20 protein-coding genes are annotated in these 16,473 nt (G+C 60.5%); 12 read left to right on the top strand and 8 right to left on the bottom strand.

From position 1 onward, the window contains the following. Window positions 1-36: 36 nt before the first annotated feature. Window positions 37-507, top strand: a complete 471-nt coding sequence (gene dut / locus FHT82_RS07260; protein ID WP_183727825.1) for a dUTP diphosphatase — start codon at window positions 37-39, stop codon at window positions 505-507. Then, window positions 504-1,397, top strand: coding sequence for a GNAT family N-acetyltransferase (locus tag FHT82_RS07255; RefSeq protein WP_183727823.1), 894 nt, complete (start codon window positions 504-506; stop codon window positions 1,395-1,397). Before dut ends, FHT82_RS07255 begins: the two co-directional genes overlap by 4 nt. Window positions 1,398-1,399: 2 nt before the next feature. Here the strand turns inward: FHT82_RS07255 and FHT82_RS07250 are convergent, their stop codons facing one another. Next, window positions 1,400-1,864 (bottom strand): Lrp/AsnC family transcriptional regulator, encoded by a 465-nt coding sequence (locus FHT82_RS07250; RefSeq protein ID WP_183729182.1) that lies wholly within the window; start codon window positions 1,862-1,864, stop codon window positions 1,400-1,402. A gap of 111 nt (window positions 1,865-1,975) precedes the next feature. Here FHT82_RS07250 and FHT82_RS07245 point away from each other — a divergent pair, with 111 nt between their 5' ends. Beyond that, entirely contained in the window at window positions 1,976-2,878 is a 903-nt protein-coding gene (locus tag FHT82_RS07245) for a DMT family transporter (RefSeq protein WP_183727821.1), read from the top strand. A gap of 4 nt (window positions 2,879-2,882) precedes the next feature. Here the strand turns inward: FHT82_RS07245 and FHT82_RS07240 are convergent, their stop codons facing one another. Continuing rightward, on the bottom strand, window positions 2,883-3,401 hold the full coding sequence (locus FHT82_RS07240; protein ID WP_183727819.1) for a DNA starvation/stationary phase protection protein: 519 nt from the start codon (window positions 3,399-3,401) through the stop codon (window positions 2,883-2,885). A 232-nt stretch (window positions 3,402-3,633) separates the two neighbouring features. Here FHT82_RS07240 and FHT82_RS07235 point away from each other — a divergent pair, with 232 nt between their 5' ends. Continuing rightward, window positions 3,634-4,251: a LysE family translocator gene (locus tag FHT82_RS07235; RefSeq protein ID WP_183727817.1), complete on the top strand. Its 618-nt coding sequence runs from the start codon at window positions 3,634-3,636 to the stop codon at window positions 4,249-4,251. Between the two features lie 143 nt (window positions 4,252-4,394). Then, complete coding sequence (cysK, locus tag FHT82_RS07230) at window positions 4,395-5,357, top strand: cysteine synthase A (protein WP_183727816.1); 963 nt, start codon at window positions 4,395-4,397, stop codon at window positions 5,355-5,357. 154 nt (window positions 5,358-5,511) lie between these two features. On the opposite strand, the gene FHT82_RS07225 is transcribed toward cysK, so the two are convergent. The 5 genes from FHT82_RS07225 to rsmI form a co-directional block, all read right to left on the bottom strand. Then, window positions 5,512-7,044, bottom strand: a complete 1,533-nt coding sequence (locus FHT82_RS07225) for a YifB family Mg chelatase-like AAA ATPase (RefSeq protein WP_183727814.1) — start codon at window positions 7,042-7,044, stop codon at window positions 5,512-5,514. Window positions 7,045-7,309: 265 nt separating this feature from the next. Further along, complete coding sequence (gene gshB / locus FHT82_RS07220; RefSeq protein ID WP_183727812.1) at window positions 7,310-8,257, bottom strand: glutathione synthase; 948 nt, start codon at window positions 8,255-8,257, stop codon at window positions 7,310-7,312. Between the two features lie 96 nt (window positions 8,258-8,353). Continuing rightward, window positions 8,354-8,857: a cupin domain-containing protein gene (locus FHT82_RS07215; RefSeq protein WP_183727810.1), complete on the bottom strand. Its 504-nt coding sequence runs from the start codon at window positions 8,855-8,857 to the stop codon at window positions 8,354-8,356. A 134-nt stretch (window positions 8,858-8,991) separates the two neighbouring features. After that, entirely contained in the window at window positions 8,992-9,360 is a 369-nt protein-coding gene (locus FHT82_RS07210) for a YraN family protein (protein ID WP_183727808.1), read from the bottom strand. After that, window positions 9,353-10,267: a 16S rRNA (cytidine(1402)-2'-O)-methyltransferase gene (gene rsmI, locus FHT82_RS07205; protein WP_183727806.1), complete on the bottom strand. Its 915-nt coding sequence runs from the start codon at window positions 10,265-10,267 to the stop codon at window positions 9,353-9,355. Before rsmI ends, FHT82_RS07210 begins: the two co-directional genes overlap by 8 nt. Window positions 10,268-10,514: 247 nt before the next feature. On the opposite strand from rsmI, the gene dnaN reads away from it, so the two are divergent. The 7 genes from dnaN (at window position 10,515) to FHT82_RS07170 (ending at window position 15,461) form a co-directional block, all read left to right on the top strand. Next, the gene (gene dnaN, locus FHT82_RS07200; RefSeq protein WP_183727804.1) at window positions 10,515-11,633 is read left to right on the top strand and encodes a DNA polymerase III subunit beta; all 1,119 of its coding nucleotides are present in this window, start codon (window positions 10,515-10,517) and stop codon (window positions 11,631-11,633) included. Between the two features lie 111 nt (window positions 11,634-11,744). Then, window positions 11,745-12,338, top strand: a complete 594-nt coding sequence (pmtA, locus tag FHT82_RS07195; RefSeq protein WP_183727802.1) for a phospholipid N-methyltransferase PmtA — start codon at window positions 11,745-11,747, stop codon at window positions 12,336-12,338. Next, complete coding sequence (locus tag FHT82_RS07190) at window positions 12,339-12,920, top strand: histidine phosphatase family protein (protein ID WP_183727800.1); 582 nt, start codon at window positions 12,339-12,341, stop codon at window positions 12,918-12,920. A gap of 6 nt (window positions 12,921-12,926) precedes the next feature. Then, a complete protein-coding gene (gene pyrF / locus FHT82_RS07185) occupies window positions 12,927-13,634 on the top strand; it encodes an orotidine-5'-phosphate decarboxylase (protein ID WP_183727798.1) in 708 nt (235 codons plus the stop codon). Between the two features lie 12 nt (window positions 13,635-13,646). Beyond that, window positions 13,647-13,934, top strand: coding sequence for a DUF1330 domain-containing protein (locus tag FHT82_RS07180; RefSeq protein ID WP_183727796.1), 288 nt, complete (start codon window positions 13,647-13,649; stop codon window positions 13,932-13,934). A 110-nt stretch (window positions 13,935-14,044) separates the two neighbouring features. Beyond that, window positions 14,045-15,025, top strand: coding sequence for a complex I NDUFA9 subunit family protein (locus FHT82_RS07175; protein WP_183727794.1), 981 nt, complete (start codon window positions 14,045-14,047; stop codon window positions 15,023-15,025). 283 nt (window positions 15,026-15,308) lie between these two features. Further along, entirely contained in the window at window positions 15,309-15,461 is a 153-nt protein-coding gene (locus FHT82_RS07170) for a hypothetical protein (protein WP_165911864.1), read from the top strand. Window positions 15,462-15,645: 184 nt separating this feature from the next. On the opposite strand, the gene FHT82_RS07165 is transcribed toward FHT82_RS07170, so the two are convergent. Beyond that, on the bottom strand, window positions 15,646-16,443 hold the full coding sequence (locus tag FHT82_RS07165) for an undecaprenyl-diphosphate phosphatase (protein WP_183727792.1): 798 nt from the start codon (window positions 16,441-16,443) through the stop codon (window positions 15,646-15,648). Window positions 16,444-16,473: the final 30 nt, after the last annotated feature.

Genomic DNA, 16,473 nt, shown 5'->3' with positions numbered 1-16,473 from the left:
ATTGACCTTGCGACCCGAGGCGCGAAGTAATGCCGCATGACCCTTCACACCGATACTTGCCCGACCCTCAATCTGATCCGTTTGCCGAACGGCCAGGGCCTCGATCTGCCCGCCTATGAAACGCGCGGTGCAGCCGGCATGGACCTGCGCGCGGCGATCGACGCGGACAAACCGCTGCTGCTGGCGCCCGGCAAACTCGCGCTCGTTCCGACCGGCTTCGTTTTCGAAATCCCAGAAGGTTTCGAGGGGCAAGTTCGCCCGCGTTCCGGCCTCGCGGCCAAGAACGGCGTCACCTGCCTCAATGCACCCGGCACGGTCGACAGCGATTATCGCGGCGAGGTGAAGGTCATCCTCGTCAATCACGGCGAGGAGGATTTCACCGTCACACGCGGCATGCGCATCGCGCAGATGGTGATTGCGCCATTCATCCAGGCTCGCATCGCCGAAGTCTTCGAGACGACCGAAACCGCGCGCGGCGCCGGCGGCTTCGGCTCGACCGGCGTATGACCGCCACTGAGACGACCGGTCTCAGATTCCGACAGGACTATTTCAGCGATCCGGCAGGCTGGGCCGCTCTCGTCTCCCTCCTCGACGATACGTTCGGCATCGATATCGATCCGCTGCGCGAGCTCGGCGGCGCGGATCCGACCAGCATGCCCTTCGGCTGGTTTACCGAGGGAGGTGTGCTTGCCGCCAATCTCTCGGCTTTTGCCATGCCTTTCGTCCTCAACGGCAGGCTGGTCAACGCGGCCGGACTTCAATCCGGCGCGGTCCGTCCGCCGTGGCGTGGCCGCGGCCTATACCGCGATGTGACGCACAAGGCTCTCGGCTGGTGCGAGGCGCAGGGCTTCGAAGCGGTCATCCTCTATACGGACAAGCCTGATCTCTACGCGCCCTACGGTTTCCGTTCGCTGCCGCTTCATAAATATGCCGGCCCTGCACCAGCCCCTGCAGGCTCCGCAGCATCGCGACCGCTGCAGCCGCGCGATGCCGGTGATCTTTCTCTGCTTCAGGACTTGCTGGCGAACCGCAAGCCGATTTCGGAGACGCTCGCCGTCGCCAGCAGCCCGGCGATGTTCCTCATCAACACGCAGTTCGATCCCACTATCCGCCTCAGCTATCTGGAAGAGGGCAAGGCCGCCATCGCCTGGAAGATGCCTGCAGCCGGTCACTTCGTTCTTCTCGATGTGATTGCGACAGAAATGCCTCCGCTTGCCGCAATCCTTGCCGGTCTCGGCATAGAGGCAACGACCGTCGAGACGCTCTTTCATCCGGACAGGCTCGGCTGGTCCGGCAAGGCATTGCCTTACGAAGGTGGAACGCGGCTGATGCTGCGCGGGATGGAAGAAGTCAGCCTCGATCACCCAGCAATGCTCTCGCCAATGGCAGATTTCTGAGGCTATTTTTTCCGTATCAGCGGTGGAAGCCGGCGCTTGACCGGCGAAGACTTGATCATCGACGTATTGGTTTCCGCCCGCTCGGCCACCTTGTCGAGAATGCTGTCGAGCTCCCCCATAGAGCGGACGACGAGGCGGGCAATGAAACAATCGTCTCCCGTGACCTTGTCGCATTCAATGAATTCGGGCGTGTCCTGGATGATGCGCTCGACGATGTGGAGCTGGCCTGGCAGGGGGCGCACCCGCACAATGGCTTGAAGGGGATAGCCAATCGCTGCCGGATCGAGATCGATGGTGAAAAGCGTCACGACCCCACGATCTTCGAGTCGCCGCAGACGCTCCGCGGCGCTCGGCGAAGAAAGTCCTACAGCCTGAGCGAGCTCTTTTAGGGAAATACGCGAATTTCCCGCCAGCGCCTCTATCATTGCGCGGTCAATATCGTCGACTGCCTGTATCTCGTTAGCCAACATGGCAAAAACTCCTAACAAGATTAGGTTTATCCAGCCTTTCCCTTTCTTATCTTATAGAAAATGCTGCGATGCCGCAATACAATTTCACGCTAACGAATGGAGATGGCGATGCAAGGCGATATTAGAAGAGGCACAGCGGAGATGACGGCGGCGATGCTGATCTCGGGAACGATCGGCTGGTTCGTCGTCATGTCCGGCCAACCCGTCAGCGGCGTCGTCTTCTGGCGCTGCTTTTTCGGCGCCCTGACCCTGCTTGTCATCTGCACCGCCCTTGGCTTGCTGAGGCCTGGCGTTATCAGCCTGCGCTCGCTCGGCATCGCCATCTTCGGCGGCATCGCCATCGTTTCCAACTGGCTGCTGCTGTTCGCCTCCTATTCGCACGCCTCGATCTCGATCGCGACGACGGTCTACAACACCCAGCCCTTCATGCTGCTCGCGCTCGGCGCGCTCTTTCTTGGCGAGAAAATCACAGGCACCAAGCTCTTCTGGCTTGGGCTTTCCTTCGCAGGCATGGCTGCTATCGTCGAGGCGAAGCCGCAAGCCGACGCCGTCTCCGGCAGCTATGGTCTCGGTATCCTGATGGCGCTGGGTGCTGCTTTCTTTTATGCGCTGGCCGCACTTGCCGCCAAATGGCTGCGAGGTACACCGCCGCACCTGATCGCACTGATCCAGGTTTCCACCGGCATCGTCATGCTGGCGCCGATGACCGATTTTACGAACCTGCCAGTCGATGCGGGATCATGGCTGATCCTGATCACCGTCGGCGTCATCCACACCGGTCTCATGTACGTGTTGCTTTATGGCGCAATCCAGAAGCTTCCGACGCATCTGACGGGCGCTCTGTCCTTCATCTATCCGGTCGCCGCCATCCTGGTCGACCGCTTCGCCTTCGGCCATGCATTGCAGCCGATGCAGATCGCCGGGGCGGCGGTCATTCTGCTCGCTGCCGCCGGCATGAATCTCGGATGGTCACCCGGCAGGCTCTTTCACCTGCCGGCGACCAGAAGCTAGGCCGCTACTTCGCCTGGCGGGTCGTTTCGAACAGGAACCAGACGCGGCGTTCGCTCTGGTCGATCCAGTTCTCAATCAGGCTGGCGGTCGCAACGTCATTATATTCGTCGCAGACTTCATGCACTCCGCGCAGGATGGAGACGAGATGAAGATTGTCTTCGCGAAGTTCCGAGAGCATGTCCTCAGGTGTGACATAATCCGCATCATTGTCCGGAATGCGCTGTTGGCGGGCGATCTGACCGATCGAGCGCAACGTCGTGCCGCCGATCTTGCGGGCACGCTCTGCAACTTCATCGGTCATGTCGAAGATCTGCTCTGCCTGCTCGTCGAGCAGCAGATGGTAATCGCGGAAGTGCGGACCGGACATATGCCAGTGGAAGTTTTTGGTCTTGACATAGAGCGTGAAGACATCGGCGAGCAGTGCGGTCAGTGCGGCCGAGATATCGGTGATCGCGTTGGTCGGCAGGTCGGAAGGGGTCTTGAGCGGCAAACGTCTGCGGGCTTCGGCTGAGGTCGGCGACATGCATTCTCTCCTTGGTGATGAAAACTTTCTGCATCGATGGCTTGAGGGAAGCCGCGGCGGGCCATGTCTGCGGCCGCTTGCAAGGGGAAGATAGCAAGGCCGCATTGCTTTCCAAGTAGATCAAGGTTCAACGGACCTATTCTTTATGGTTATGGACGGATCAGCGCCAGGCGATTGATGAAGCCCGCCTGGCGCGCTTATAGGAAGATGACACAACCTCTTGGATCCGAAGATGAGCCTTACCGTCCTGATCGCCTATGCCGGCGCCCTATTTATCGCCGCCGCCATTCCCGGCCCGGGGATCACGGCGATCGTCGCCCGTGCGCTCGGCTCGAATTTCCGCGAGACCTTCTTCATGGGGCTCGGCCTTGTGCTCGGTGACATGACCTATCTCACCGCTGTCATCCTCGGCCTTGCCTTCGTGGCGCAGACCTTCACCGAAATCTTCCTCGTCATCAAGATCGCCGGCGCGCTCTATCTCGGGTACATCGCCTGGAAGCTCTGGACTGCCGGCTTGCTGCCGCAGGATATTGCCGCGAAGAAATCCAGCAGTGCCGGCATGTCCTTCCTGTCCGGCCTGCTGGTGACGCTCGGAAATCCGAAGACCATGCTCTTCTACGTGGCGCTGGTGCCGACGCTGATCGATCTCAACAGCATCGGCATGCGCGACTATCTGATGCTGCTTGCCGTCACTTTCGTGGTTCTGATGATCGTGCTCATTCCCTACATGATGCTGGCATCGCGAGCCCGCACGATGCTGAAGCGGCCGCGCGCGCTGCAGGCGCTGAACCGCGTCGCCGCCAGCATCCTGGCGGGTACGGCAGCCTTCATCGCCACTCGTGCAGCCTGAAATAAACATTCGGCAACGGACGGTTTTCAAAGGATTTTTTCTCCGGCTTAAGCGAGCGGCGGATGACGCCACTCTGGTCTCATCGCCAGTTTGACCCTATTCTCTCCGCAGATTTCAGAATGGATTTCAAAGGGAGAGCACCCATGTCGCACAAACCGGGCCGCGGCCGCATCTATTCCTCCATCACCGATACAATCGGCGACACACCGCTTGTTCGCCTCGACAAGCTCGCCAAGGAAAAAGGCGTGGTTGCCAATATCCTCGCCAAGCTGGAGTTCTTCAATCCGATCGCATCGGTGAAGGACCGCATCGGCGTCGCGATGATCGAGAGCCTGGAAACGCAGGGCAAGATTTCTCCCGGCAAGACCGTGCTGATCGAGCCGACTTCGGGCAATACCGGTATCGCGCTTGCCTTCGCCGCCGCGGCCAAAGGCTACCGGCTGATCCTCACCATGCCGGAAACCATGTCGGTCGAGCGCCGCAAGATGCTGGCGCTGCTCGGCGCCGAACTGGTGCTGACCGAGGGGTCAAAAGGCATGAAGGGGGCGATCGCCAAGGCCGAAGAACTCGCCGCTTCGCTGCCCGATGCCGTCATCCCGCAGCAGTTCGAAAACCCGGCCAATCCGGAAATCCACCGCAAGACGACAGCCGAGGAGATCTGGAACGATACGGACGGCAAGGTCGATATTTTCGTTGCCGGCATCGGCACCGGCGGCACGATCACTGGCGTCGGCCAGGTGCTGAAGAGCCGCAAGCCGGATATCCGGGTCGTGGCCGTCGAACCAACCGACTCGCCGGTACTGTCAGGCGGCACGCCTGGTCCGCACAAGATCCAGGGCATCGGCGCCGGCTTCGCGCCGAAGATCCTCGATACCAGCATCTATGATGAGGTCGTGACGGTCAGCAATGACGAGGCCTTCCAGCAGGCGCGGCTCGTCGCCAGGCTCGAAGGCGTGCCGGTCGGCATTTCCTCGGGTGCAGCACTCGCGGCCGCAATCGAGGTCGGCCGACGTCCGGAAAATGCCGGCAAGAACATCGTCGTCATCATCCCATCCTTTGCCGAGCGCTATCTTTCGACGGCGTTGTTTGAAGGGCTGGGGAGTTAAGTAGCGAATAGCGAATAGCGAATAGCGAATAGCGAATAGCGAATAGCGAATAGCGAATAGCGAATAGCGAATAGGATGGAGGCTCGTTCGGTGTCGGGCAAGCCGTTTGACTATTCACTATTCGCTATTCGCCACTCCCTATTCGCTTCTATCCTCATGCCGCCGCCGTCAACCGCGCGCCGGCAACGCGGTAAGAAATCGCTTCCGCAAGATGGATCCGGCCCACGGTTTCCTTGCCGTCGAGATCGGCAAGCGTGCGGGCGACCTTCAACACCCGGTGATAGCCGCGCGCCGAAAACTTCATCTTGTCGGCGGCATCACGCAGCAACTGCAATCCCGCCGCATCCGGCTCGGCGAATTTCTCGATCATCGAGGTCGAGCAGCCGGCATTGGTGGAAATACCGGTAGCACCTGCAGCGGCATAGCGTTCGCGTTGGATGTCACGGGCGCGGGCAACGCGCCGGGCGACATCGGCACTCGCTTCGGCCACCGTCGGCCGGATGAGGTCGGCGGCGGAAACGGCCGGCACGTCGATACGGATATCGATGCGGTCCATCAGCGGGCCGGAAATGCGGGCCTGATAATCCGTCATGCAGCGCGGCCCTCGGGCGCAAGTGTGGCCTGGCTCGCCCGCCATGCCGCAACGGCAGGGATTCATGGCCGCAATGAGCTGAATCCGCGCCGGATAGGAGACCCGGTGATTGGCGCGTGCGATGACGCATTCGCCGCTTTCCAGAGGCTGACGCAGGGCATCGAGCGCCTGCGGCGTAAATTCCGGAAACTCGTCGAGGAAAAGCACGCCGTGATGGGCAAGCGAAGCCTCGCCCGGCCGGGCGCGCAAGCCGCCGCCGATGAGGGCCGCCATGGTCGCCGAATGATGCGGCGTGCGAAACGGCCTGCGATCCGAGAGCTTGCCGCCGGAAAGCTGGCCGGCGATGGAATGGATCATCGAGACTTCCAGCAATTCCGCAGCCGAAAGCGGCGGCAGGATGGAGGGCAGCCTCGACGCCAGCATCGACTTGCCGGAGCCGGGCGGTCCAACCATCAACAGATTGTGGCCGCCGGCGGCCGCCACTTCCAGCGCCCGCTTGGCGCTTTCCTGCCCCTTGATCTCGGCGAGATCGGGAAGGTTGGCAGCATTGGGGCGAATGGATGGCTCCGGGCGTGAGAGTATCTGCGTGCCGCGGAAGTGATTGGCGAGTGCGATCAGGCTGCGCGGCGCCAGAATGTCGACCCCGGAACCCGCCCACGCGGCCTCAGAGCCGCTTTCAGCCGGGCAGATCAGCCCCTTTCCGCTTGCATTGGCGCCGATTGCAGCCGGCAGCGCACCGGCGATCGCGGCGATCGTGCCGTCAAGGTTGAGTTCACCGACGACGACATAGTCGGACAAAGCATCCGCCGGAATGGCACCGAGTGCAGCCATCAGGCCGAGGGCGATAGGCAAATCGAAATGGCTGCCCTCTTTGGGAAGATCGGCTGGCGCAAGATTGACCGTCACGCGTTTTGCCGGCAGCGCCAGGCCGGAGGCATGCAAGGCCGCCTGCACCCGCTCGCGGCTTTCCGCAACCGCCTTGTCCGGCAGGCCGACGATCTGGATTCCCATCTTGCCGGGAGCGACCATCACCTGGACCTCGACCGGCACACCTTCAATGCCCTGAAACGCAACCGTGCTGACGCGTGCGACCATGCCCTGCCCCGAAACCTCTACACCCCGACCTATGAAGGCGGTCACAATCTGGCATGGAATTTGGAATAAAACAAGAACGATGAGCGAACGAATTCAGCTACCCGCTGCAATCAGATTGCGATTGGTTGTAAAGCCGGAACGAAGGCGATCAAAGGCGGAACACTTGGAGCATTTCCGTTAGTCGTCGAATCGCGGAAATGCCCTATCCCTTTGTTTCTATACAACTCCGGACGTAAAACTGCCGCACGGTTTTGCTGGAGTTGCTCTAGCCGCGCTTGCGCTCGATGGCATCCCATAACAGGCTTGCGATATCGGCGCCGCCGAACTTCTTCACCTCGCGGATGCCGGTCGGCGAGGTCACGTTGATTTCGGTCATATAGTCGCCGATCACGTCGATGCCAACGAGCAGGAAGCCGCGTTCGCGCAAAGCGGGGCCGATGCGCTCGCAGATTTCCTTTTCACGCGCCGTCAGTTCGGTCGGCTCGGCGCGGCCGCCGACATGCATGTTGGAGCGGCTGTCATGCTCGGCCGGGACGCGATTGATGGCGCCGGCAAATTCGCCGTCGACGAGGATGATGCGCTTGTCGCCCTTGCGCACGTCAGGCAGGTATTGCTGGGCGATGAAGGGCTCGCGGAAGAGCTGGCCGAACATTTCGAGCAGTGAGGACAGGTTGCGGTCATCCCTGGTGGAATGGAAGACGCCGGCGCCGCCATTGCCATAAAGCGGCTTCAGGATGATGTCGCCCATCTCGTCGCGGAAGCGACGGATCTCGCCCGGATCCTTGGTGATCAGCGTCTTCGGCATCAGGTCGGAAAATTCGGTGACGAAGATCTTTTCCGGCGAGTTGCGCACCCAGGCCGGATCGTTGACGACGAGCGTCTTCGGGTGGATTCGTTCAAGCAGATGCGTCGCGGTGATGTAGGCCATGTCGAAGGGCGGGTCCTGGCGCAGCAGAACGACATCCATGGTCGAGAGGTCGACGCGTTCGGGCGCACCGAGCTCATAGTAATCACCCTTGACGTCGCGCAGCACCATCGGCTCGACGGAAGCATAGAGCTTGCCTTCGCGGAAGCTCAGGCGTTCGGGTGTGTAGTGGAAGAGATTGTAGCCACGCGCCTGCGCTTCGAGGCTCATGGCGAAAGTGGAATCACCCGCGATATTGATGCCGGAGACATGGTCCATCTGGACCGCTACGTTCTTGATCTTGGCCATTTCCGTCCCTTGAGCTGATGCCGCCCAGATGTAGGTCGGTCAGGCATCAAACGCAACGGCAATCAATGGCTTCGGATGTTTCCGCGGGCGCTATTTTCAGGCGGCGATGCCGGTACCGCCGCTGTTGCGCAAGAGGTTGCGCAGGCGGTAGGCGATGGCGAGCGGCTTCGGGAAAGGCTTGCGCAGGAAGGCGACCTTACGGACGTAATTGTCGACCCGCCAGTTCGCCCAGGTGCCGCCGGCGAAGAAAGCGACGTCGCCCGCCTGCAGCGTACGCTCCAGGCCGTCTTCGGTGGTGACGTGCACCTCGCCTTCGAGGATCATCACCGTCTCGTCCCAGCCGAAACGCCAGCGGAATTCACCTGATGTGCAATCCCAGATCGCCGTCAGCGAGGCTTCGTCATGGCCGCGGGAGTGTTCCGCCGTGCGCGCCTGCGGATTGCCGCTGATGATCCAATCCGGATTGATCGGCGTCGGCTTCAGCACCATGCGGTCGCTTGCCTGCGCGACGAAAGATTTGCCTGATGGCTTCAACGCGGCATAAGGCACCGACCGCGCAGCCGTCGCTGCGGCTGTTGCAAGCATCATCTTCCAGGCCATGAATTACCCCCAGTTGCTACCCCTAGCTGCGTCGTGGATAGCAAAAGAGTCATAAAAGCCCGTTCAAGCAGATGCTAAAACTTTAACGAAAGCTTGTTCGCCAGTTTTAGGCGCCCGCGGAATTTAGCGCCTCCCTAGAAAGCATCCGGGAAATGACGGGGCAGCTTCCCCGGCAATATCGCAACGATATCATAGCGCTGTGAGAGCTGGGCATAGTCCTGCTGACGGGCAAGCCAGAGATCACTTGCGGCCCGGATACGCTTTTGCGAAGCATAGGAGACGGCATCAACCGCGCCCATTTCGTCGGCGCGCGCCTTGACCTCGACAAAGATGGCCAGATCCCCCTTGCGGGCGACAATATCGATCTCGCCGAGCTTCGTCTTGTAGCGCAGGGCGAGAATGCGATAGCCTTTCAGCATCAGGAAAATGGCGGCAATATATTCCGCCGCCCAACCGCGGCGCAGCGCCTTTCTCCTGCGGAGCGTCGCCTCGCCGTCAGCCATCCGCCGCCTTCATGTCGAGAAGCTTCTGGTAGAGCACCTTGCGCGGCAGGCCAGTCAAGCGGGCAGCCTCGGTTGCGGCCTTCGCGGTCGGCAGGTCTTTTGAGAGATCGGCGAGAACCGCGTCGACGTCGGCTTCGGTGACGGGCCGCTCTTTCGGCGGGCCGATCACCAGCACGATCTCGCCCTTCACATTGTCATGTTCTTCATAGTGAGCTGCGAGTTCGGCAAGCGTGCCTCGGCGGAATTCCTCATAGGTCTTCGTCAGTTCGCGGCAGACCGACGCCTCGCGTTCGGCGCCGAGCACATCGGCAGCGGCCAGCAGCGTCGCGCCAATGCGATGGGGTGATTCAAAGAAAATCAATGTGGCTGGTGCGGCTACAAATTCCGCGAACCGATCGCGGCGCGCCTTGTCCTTGGTCGGCAGGAAGCCGGCAAAGAGAAAGGCATCGTTCGGCAGGCCTGAACCGACGAGGGCGGCAAGTGGCGCCGAAGCACCGGGAATGGGGATAACGCGGTAGCCCATCTCGATCGCCTGCTGCGCCAGCCGATAGCCGGGGTCGGAAACGAGCGGCGTGCCGGCATCGGAGACAAGGGCCACCGACTTGCCGGCTTCGAGCGCCTGTAGCAGTCGCGGCCCTGCCTCATCGGCATTGTGCTCATGATAGGCGAAGGGGCGGTTCTGGATACCGTAACGATCAAGCAGAACGCGGGTAACGCGGGTATCTTCGCAGGCCAGGACATCGGCACCGGCAAGCGTTTCCAGCGCCCGCAGCGTGATGTCGCCGAGATTGCCGATCGGTGTGGCGACGAGATAGAGAGCCGGTTCGAGCGGGCGCGCCGGTACTGCAATATTGTGCAGGCGAAAGCCGCGCCGGGCGCCGGTTTCCGCTGTCGTCTCTTCCGTCATGTCACTCGCTTTCGTCCCGCCGGGCTCTTCCCTTTATGGGCGAGCGGTGTCACTTCGACAAGGGGCCGCAATTTCTGTGAGCATTGCACTGCAAAACGGCATTTGCAGGCCTGTGGACAGCCATGCCTCTTGCAATCGCCGGCAAAGTTCTGCCATTTTGCCCGTCCACTCCCCTCTCCCAAAGGGGAAAGCAGTGCGCGGCGCTCGCAGGCGCCCGGACAATAAAGGTCGAAAGCGGTAGCATCCCATGCGTATTACTATTGAGCGGTCAAACCTTTTGAAGTCGCTGAACCACGTCCACCGCGTGGTCGAACGCCGCAACACGATCCCGATCCTGTCCAACGTGCTCTTGAAGGCTGACGGCCAGAGCCTCGACATGAAGGCGACCGACCTCGATCTGGAAATCACCGAAGCGACGCCTGCCAATGTCGAGCAGGCCGGCGCCACCACGGTTCCCGCCCATCTCCTTTACGACATCGTGCGCAAGCTTTCCGATGGCGCGGAAGTCCTGCTCGCGACAACGCAGGACGGCAGCTCGATGAATGTTCAGTCGGGCCGTTCGAAATTCTCGCTGCAGTGCCTGCCGGAGTCCGATTTCCCTGATCTGACGGCCGGTACCTTCACGCACTCCTTCAAGCTGAAGGCAAGCGACCTGAAGATGCTGATCGATCGCACGCAGTTTGCGATCTCCACCGAAGAAACCCGCTATTATCTGAACGGCATCTTCTTCCACACGATCGAAAGCGGCGGCGACCTGAAGCTGCGCGCCGTCGCAACCGACGGCCACCGTCTGGCCCGCGCCGATGTGGATGCGCCTTCCGGCTCGGAAGGCATGCCGGGCATCATCATTCCGCGCAAGACGGTCGGCGAATTGCAGAAGCTCGTCGATGTGCCGGATGCGATCGTCACCGTCGAAGTCTCCGACGCCAAGATCCGTATCACCATCGGCTCCATCGTCATGACCTCGAAGCTGATCGACGGCACCTTCCCGGACTATCAGCGCGTCATCCCGACCAACAACGACAAGGAAATGCGCGTCGACTGCACGAGCTTCGCCCAGGCTGTCGACCGCGTCTCGACCATTTCCTCCGAGCGCGGCCGCGCCGTGAAGCTCGCGCTCTCCGACGGCCAGCTGCTGCTCACCGTCAACAATCCGGATTCCGGTAGTGCTACGGAAGAAGTCGCCGTCGGCTACGATACGGATCCGATGGAAATCGGCTTCAACGCCAAGTATCTGCTCGACATCACTGCGCAGCTTTCCGGCGACGAAGCGATCTTCCTGCTGGCAGACGCCGGTTCGCCGACACTCGTGCGCGACACCGCAGGTGACGACGCCCTCTACGTATTGATGCCGATGCGCGTCTAAGCGCGCGTCGCATTTATTGTCGAAACCTTTCTGATCGCGACATGGCCCCTTGTTTTTGCATCACCCTCCTGCAATTAAGGGAAAGTTGAACGGCAGGTATGGGAGGATGGTATGGCATTGCGGCTCAAGGAACGGCTCGGCAAGAAGTTTGACGAGGAGATCCGCTTCTTCAAGGGCATGATGCAGGGGCCGAAGACTGTCGGCTCCATCATTCCAACGTCCTCGATCACCGCCCGCAAGATGGCAAGCGTCGCAGATCCGCATTCGGACCTGCCTGTCCTTGAGCTCGGCCCTGGCACCGGAGCCATCACCAAGGCGATCCTTGCCCATGGCGTGAAGCCGGAAAAGCTCGTCGCCATCGAATATTCGACAGACTTTTACCAGCATCTCCTTCGCCTCTATCCAGGCGTGACCTTCATCAACGGCGATGCCTTCGATCTCGACAGGACGCTCGGCTCACTTCGGGATCAGAGATTCGATTGCGCCATCTCATGCATACCGCTCCTGAACTTCCCGATGCAGGCGCGCATCTCGCTTCTCGAAAACCTGCTCGACCGCATGCCGGCCGGCCGGCCATTCGTGCAGATCTCCTATGGTGCGGTGTCGCCAATCGTCGCCAATCCCGATCGCTACAGCATTCATCATTTTGATTTCATCGTGCGCAATATTCCTCCAGCCCAACTCTGGATCTATCGGCGCGGATAAATGTTTGGACTTTATATCACTCATCCTCAGGTCAAGATCGACCCGCAGGTTCCCGTTCCCAAATGGGGTCTTTCCGACATCGGCGCCGAACGTGCCCGCAAGGCTGCGTCGAGCGACTGGGCGAAGCGGCTGACCCGCATCGTCTCCAGCGACGAGACGAAGGCGATCGAAACGGCGGAAATCCTTGCCGTGGCTGCAGGCGTGAAAATCGAGATCGTGCATGGCATGCATGAGAACGATCGCGCTGCTACAGGCTTTCTGCCGCCGGACAAGTTCGAAGAGGCCGCCAACTGGTTCTTCGCGCACCCGCAGGAAAGCTTCAGAGGCTGGGAACGGGCCGTCGATGCGCAGGCGCGCATCGTCTCCGCGGTCGAAGCGATCCTCGCCTCGCATGATCAGAATGCGCCGATCGCCTTCGTCGGCCATGGCGGCGTCGGAACGCTGCTCAAGTGCCATCTGATGGGCACGCCGATAGCGCGCGACGGAGATCAGCCGGGCGGCGGTGGCAATCTCTATGCTTTCGGCCTTGCGGATCGCCGCTTATCATGCGACTGGACACCCATCGAAGACTGGCGGGGATGATTTGAGATGGACGCACGCGAGCGGTTGATCGTCGGACTGGATGTTCCAACGATTGGCGAAGCGGAAAGATTGGTTTCCACGCTCGGCGACGACATTCTCTTCTACAAGATCGGCTATCAGCTCGTCTTTGCCGGCGGGCTGGAATTTGCTCGCGACCTTGCCGCCAGCGGCAAGAAGATCTTCCTCGACATGAAACTGCTCGACATCGACAACACGGTCGCATCCGGCGTTGAAAACATCGCCAAGATGGGCATGTCGATGCTGACGCTGCACGCGTACCCGAAAGCGATGAAGGCCGCGGTCGAGGCGGCGAAGGGCTCCGGCCTCTGCCTGCTCGGCGTGACCGTGCTGACCTCGATGGATGCCGAAGACCTCGTCGAGGCCGGTTATCAATACGATCCGAGGACGCTTGTGGCACGCCGGGCCGAACAGGCACGTGCCGCCGGTATGGGCGGCATCGTCTGCTCCGCCGAGGAATCCGCTGCTGTTAGCGAGATCGTCGGGCCTGATATGGCGATCGTTACACCCGGCATCCGCCCGACGGGCGCCGAAAAGGGCGACCAGAAGCGGGTCATGACGCCTAAGGATGCACTGAAGGCCGGGTCCACCCATCTCGTCGTCGCGCGCCCGATCGTCAAGGCACCGGAGCCGCGGGAAGCGGCACGCGCAATCCTCAATGAAATGGTCGCCGCGCTCTGGCCGGCGAACCGCTGAAGGGAGACAAGAATGGCCAAGGGATACTGGATCGCCCGCGTCGATGTACGCGACCTCGAGCGCTACAAGGATTATGTCGCAGCTGCAAAGCCAGCCTTTGAAAAATACGGTGCGAACTTTCTCGCCCGTGGCGGCGCAATCACCGAGCTTGAAGGCAGGGCGCGCGCCCGTAACGTCGTCATCGAATTTCCCTCGATGCAGCATGCCGTCGACTGCTATAATTCACCGGAATACCAGATCGCCGCAAAAATCCGCCATGAGGTGGCTGATGCCGAAATGGTCGTCGTCGAAGGCATCTGAACCAGTTTCGAACAGGTAAGAACTGCGGCGCGATGGCCCTTTTCGTCGCACCGGGATTCGGCTAAGACGAAATCCACCACAGCATTCCAAAGCCTTTCGAGGAGCCTGCCATGACCCTTGCTAACCTGCCGCCGCTCGTCACCGTGTTCGGAGGGTCTGGTTTCATCGGCAGACACGTCGTGCGTGTACTGGCCAAGCGCGGCTACCGTATCCGTGTCGCCGTTCGCCGCCCCGATCTCGCGGGCTTCCTGCAGCCGCTCGGCAATGTCGGCCAGATCTCCTTCGTTCAGGCCAACCTGCGCTACCGCAATTCGATCGACCGCGCCGTCGAAGGTGCCGACCACGTCATCAATTGCGTCGGTATCCTCTTCGAGAGCGGCCGCAACACATTCGATGCCGTGCAGGAATTTGGCGGCCGTGCGGTGGCTGAAGCCGCCCGCAATGCTGGTGCAACGCTCACTCACCTCTCGGCTATCGGTGCAAACTCCGGCTCGCAGTCCAGTTACGGCCGCACCAAGGGCCGCGCGGAAGCAGCCATCCTGTCGATCAAGCCTGACGCAGTGATCTTCCGTCCGTCTATCGTCTTCGGCCCGGAAGACAGCTTCTTCAACAAGTTCGCCAACATGGCGCGCATGTTCCCGGTGCTGCCGCTCGTCGGCGGCGGCAAAACGAAATTCCAGCCGGTTTATGTCGAAGATGTCGCCGAGGCCGTTGCCCGCGCCGTCGACGGCAAGATCGAAGGTGGAAAGATCTATGAGCTCGGCGGCCCTGAAGTCCTGAGCTTCCGTGAATGTCTCGAGACCATGCTGAAGGTCACGGCTCGCAAGAACCGGCTCGTTTCCCTTCCCTTCGGCATCGCATCGCTGATCGGCAGCATAGCTTCGCTGGTGCCGTTCATCACACCGCCGATCACACCGGATCAGGTTAAGCTGCTGAAGCATGACAATGTCGTTTCGAAGGAAGCCGAAGCCGAAGGCCGTACGCTCAAGGGCCTCGGCATAACGCCTACGATGGCGGCTTCGGTTCTCGAATCCTACCTCGTGCAATACCGCCCGCACGGCCAGTATACCGGCTCCGGCAAGGCTGCCTGATAATCGATAGCCGACAGTTCAAGCGCCGCTCGTGAAGTTTCGCGGGCGGCGTTTTTCTTTTTTGTGAGGCGCAAATCTGGCGCAAGCCCAGCGTGTTATGACGCGTTTCATAGTGTGTGACGTTGCCTAAAAGACGCATAGGAAATTTAGTGGAATTAACACCAAATTTAGCAGGAACATTTATTGCTATTTGCTACTCCACTGACTAAACACCCCCGCGCGTCTTCAGACAGACTCAAGCGCCTCGCAGGCGTGCGGCAATCACTGTGAAAGGCTATTTCTAATGGGTAAGTCAATCGCGCTTCTTTTTGCGTGTGCGGCACTTGTCATCCTCGCAGGCTCCTTCATTGCGCCGGGCTCCGTCGCAGCGGTGAAGGGCGGTTGCTCGCCGGCCTACGGCGTCGATCCCTGCTCGACGGCCTCCATTACCCACTAAAGCGTTCACGATCTTTCAGATCGCTTGCCACGCTTCAGGCCTTTGTTTTACGCATGTCGTTATCGCAAAACCGCTGTACACTTTTGCGCGACATGCTTCGATAAAAAGCCGGTCCTTTCGAACCGGCTTTGGTTTTTATCCCGGTGCGAGCGACACATATTCGATCGCTCGCAGGTTTCGCGACTCAGGCGATCATGCCGGTCATCGCCATGCCGAGCAGCACAATACCCAAAATGATGCGATAGATCGCGAAGACCGTAAAACGGTTGCTCCTGATGTAGGCCAGCAACCACTTGACGGCGATGAAGGCAACGATCGTCGAAACGACGAAGGCAATGCCGAGCGCGGTCCAATCTTCGTTTGCCGCACCGCCATCCCTGAAGGTTTCCAGAAGCGAGAAGGCGCTTGCTGCATACATCGTCGGAATGCCGACGAGGAAGGCGAATTCGGTTGCCGCGGCGCGGTTGCCCGTGCCGGCCAGCATGGCGACGAAGATCGTGGCGCCAGAGCGGGACGTTCCTGGGAAGACGCCGGCAACGACCTGGGCGATACCGACCAGAATGGCAACGAGCCAGGTGATGTGAGAGCTCGGAGGGCGGCGGGCAGCGGCCCATTCGGCAAAGATCATCCAGATACCGCCGATGATGAGCGCCCAGGCAACCGGCGTTGCGTTCTCAGGCAGTTCGAACCCGAGCTTCTTGACCACCAGTCCAAGGACCGCCGTTATCAGAAAGGCGACAATCAACTTAAAAGCATAATCGCGGTGTTGCGGATCGCGCCAGCCAAGCAGCAGATCGAGCAGACGACGCCAGTAGATGATCGTGACGGCGAGGATCGCGCCGGCCTGAATGACAATATTGAATGTGTCGGTGCGGGCGCCGAGCCACTGTTCCGCAATGATCAGGTGGCCGGTGCTCGAAATCGGCAGGAACTCTGTGATCCCTTCTATAATGCCCAGAATTATAGAGTTTATATAGTCCATAAAGTGTCTCCGGTGTGGGGTTCGGTCGGA

Origin of the sequence: Rhizobium sp. BK275 (assembly GCF_014193555.1) — a bacterium.
In the GTDB taxonomy this organism is placed as follows: Bacteria; Pseudomonadota; Alphaproteobacteria; order Rhizobiales; family Rhizobiaceae; genus Rhizobium.
The sequence above is the reverse complement of the archived record's forward strand: the minus strand, read 5'-3'. Positions and strand labels throughout refer to the sequence as shown.

Coding starts and splice junctions, on each gene's coding strand:
- dut (WP_183727825.1), top strand. CDS start 37: ATGACCCTTCACACCGATACTTGCCCGACCCTCAATCTGATCCGTTTG.
- FHT82_RS07255 (WP_183727823.1), top strand. CDS start 504: ATGACCGCCACTGAGACGACCGGTCTCAGATTCCGACAGGACTATTTC.
- FHT82_RS07245 (WP_183727821.1), top strand. CDS start 1,976: ATGCAAGGCGATATTAGAAGAGGCACAGCGGAGATGACGGCGGCGATG.
- FHT82_RS07240 (WP_183727819.1), bottom strand. CDS start 3,401: ATGTCGCCGACCTCAGCCGAAGCCCGCAGACGTTTGCCGCTCAAGACC.
- FHT82_RS07235 (WP_183727817.1), top strand. CDS start 3,634: ATGAGCCTTACCGTCCTGATCGCCTATGCCGGCGCCCTATTTATCGCC.
- cysK (WP_183727816.1), top strand. CDS start 4,395: ATGTCGCACAAACCGGGCCGCGGCCGCATCTATTCCTCCATCACCGAT.
- FHT82_RS07225 (WP_183727814.1), bottom strand. CDS start 7,044: ATGGTCGCACGCGTCAGCACGGTTGCGTTTCAGGGCATTGAAGGTGTG.
- gshB (WP_183727812.1), bottom strand. CDS start 8,257: ATGGCCAAGATCAAGAACGTAGCGGTCCAGATGGACCATGTCTCCGGC.
- FHT82_RS07215 (WP_183727810.1), bottom strand. CDS start 8,857: ATGGCCTGGAAGATGATGCTTGCAACAGCCGCAGCGACGGCTGCGCGG.
- FHT82_RS07210 (WP_183727808.1), bottom strand. CDS start 9,360: ATGGCTGACGGCGAGGCGACGCTCCGCAGGAGAAAGGCGCTGCGCCGC.
- rsmI (WP_183727806.1), bottom strand. CDS start 10,267: ATGACGGAAGAGACGACAGCGGAAACCGGCGCCCGGCGCGGCTTTCGC.
- dnaN (WP_183727804.1), top strand. CDS start 10,515: ATGCGTATTACTATTGAGCGGTCAAACCTTTTGAAGTCGCTGAACCAC.
- pmtA (WP_183727802.1), top strand. CDS start 11,745: ATGGCATTGCGGCTCAAGGAACGGCTCGGCAAGAAGTTTGACGAGGAG.
- FHT82_RS07190 (WP_183727800.1), top strand. CDS start 12,339: ATGTTTGGACTTTATATCACTCATCCTCAGGTCAAGATCGACCCGCAG.
- pyrF (WP_183727798.1), top strand. CDS start 12,927: ATGGACGCACGCGAGCGGTTGATCGTCGGACTGGATGTTCCAACGATT.
- FHT82_RS07180 (WP_183727796.1), top strand. CDS start 13,647: ATGGCCAAGGGATACTGGATCGCCCGCGTCGATGTACGCGACCTCGAG.
- FHT82_RS07175 (WP_183727794.1), top strand. CDS start 14,045: ATGACCCTTGCTAACCTGCCGCCGCTCGTCACCGTGTTCGGAGGGTCT.
- FHT82_RS07170 (WP_165911864.1), top strand. CDS start 15,309: ATGGGTAAGTCAATCGCGCTTCTTTTTGCGTGTGCGGCACTTGTCATC.
- FHT82_RS07165 (WP_183727792.1), bottom strand. CDS start 16,443: ATGGACTATATAAACTCTATAATTCTGGGCATTATAGAAGGGATCACA.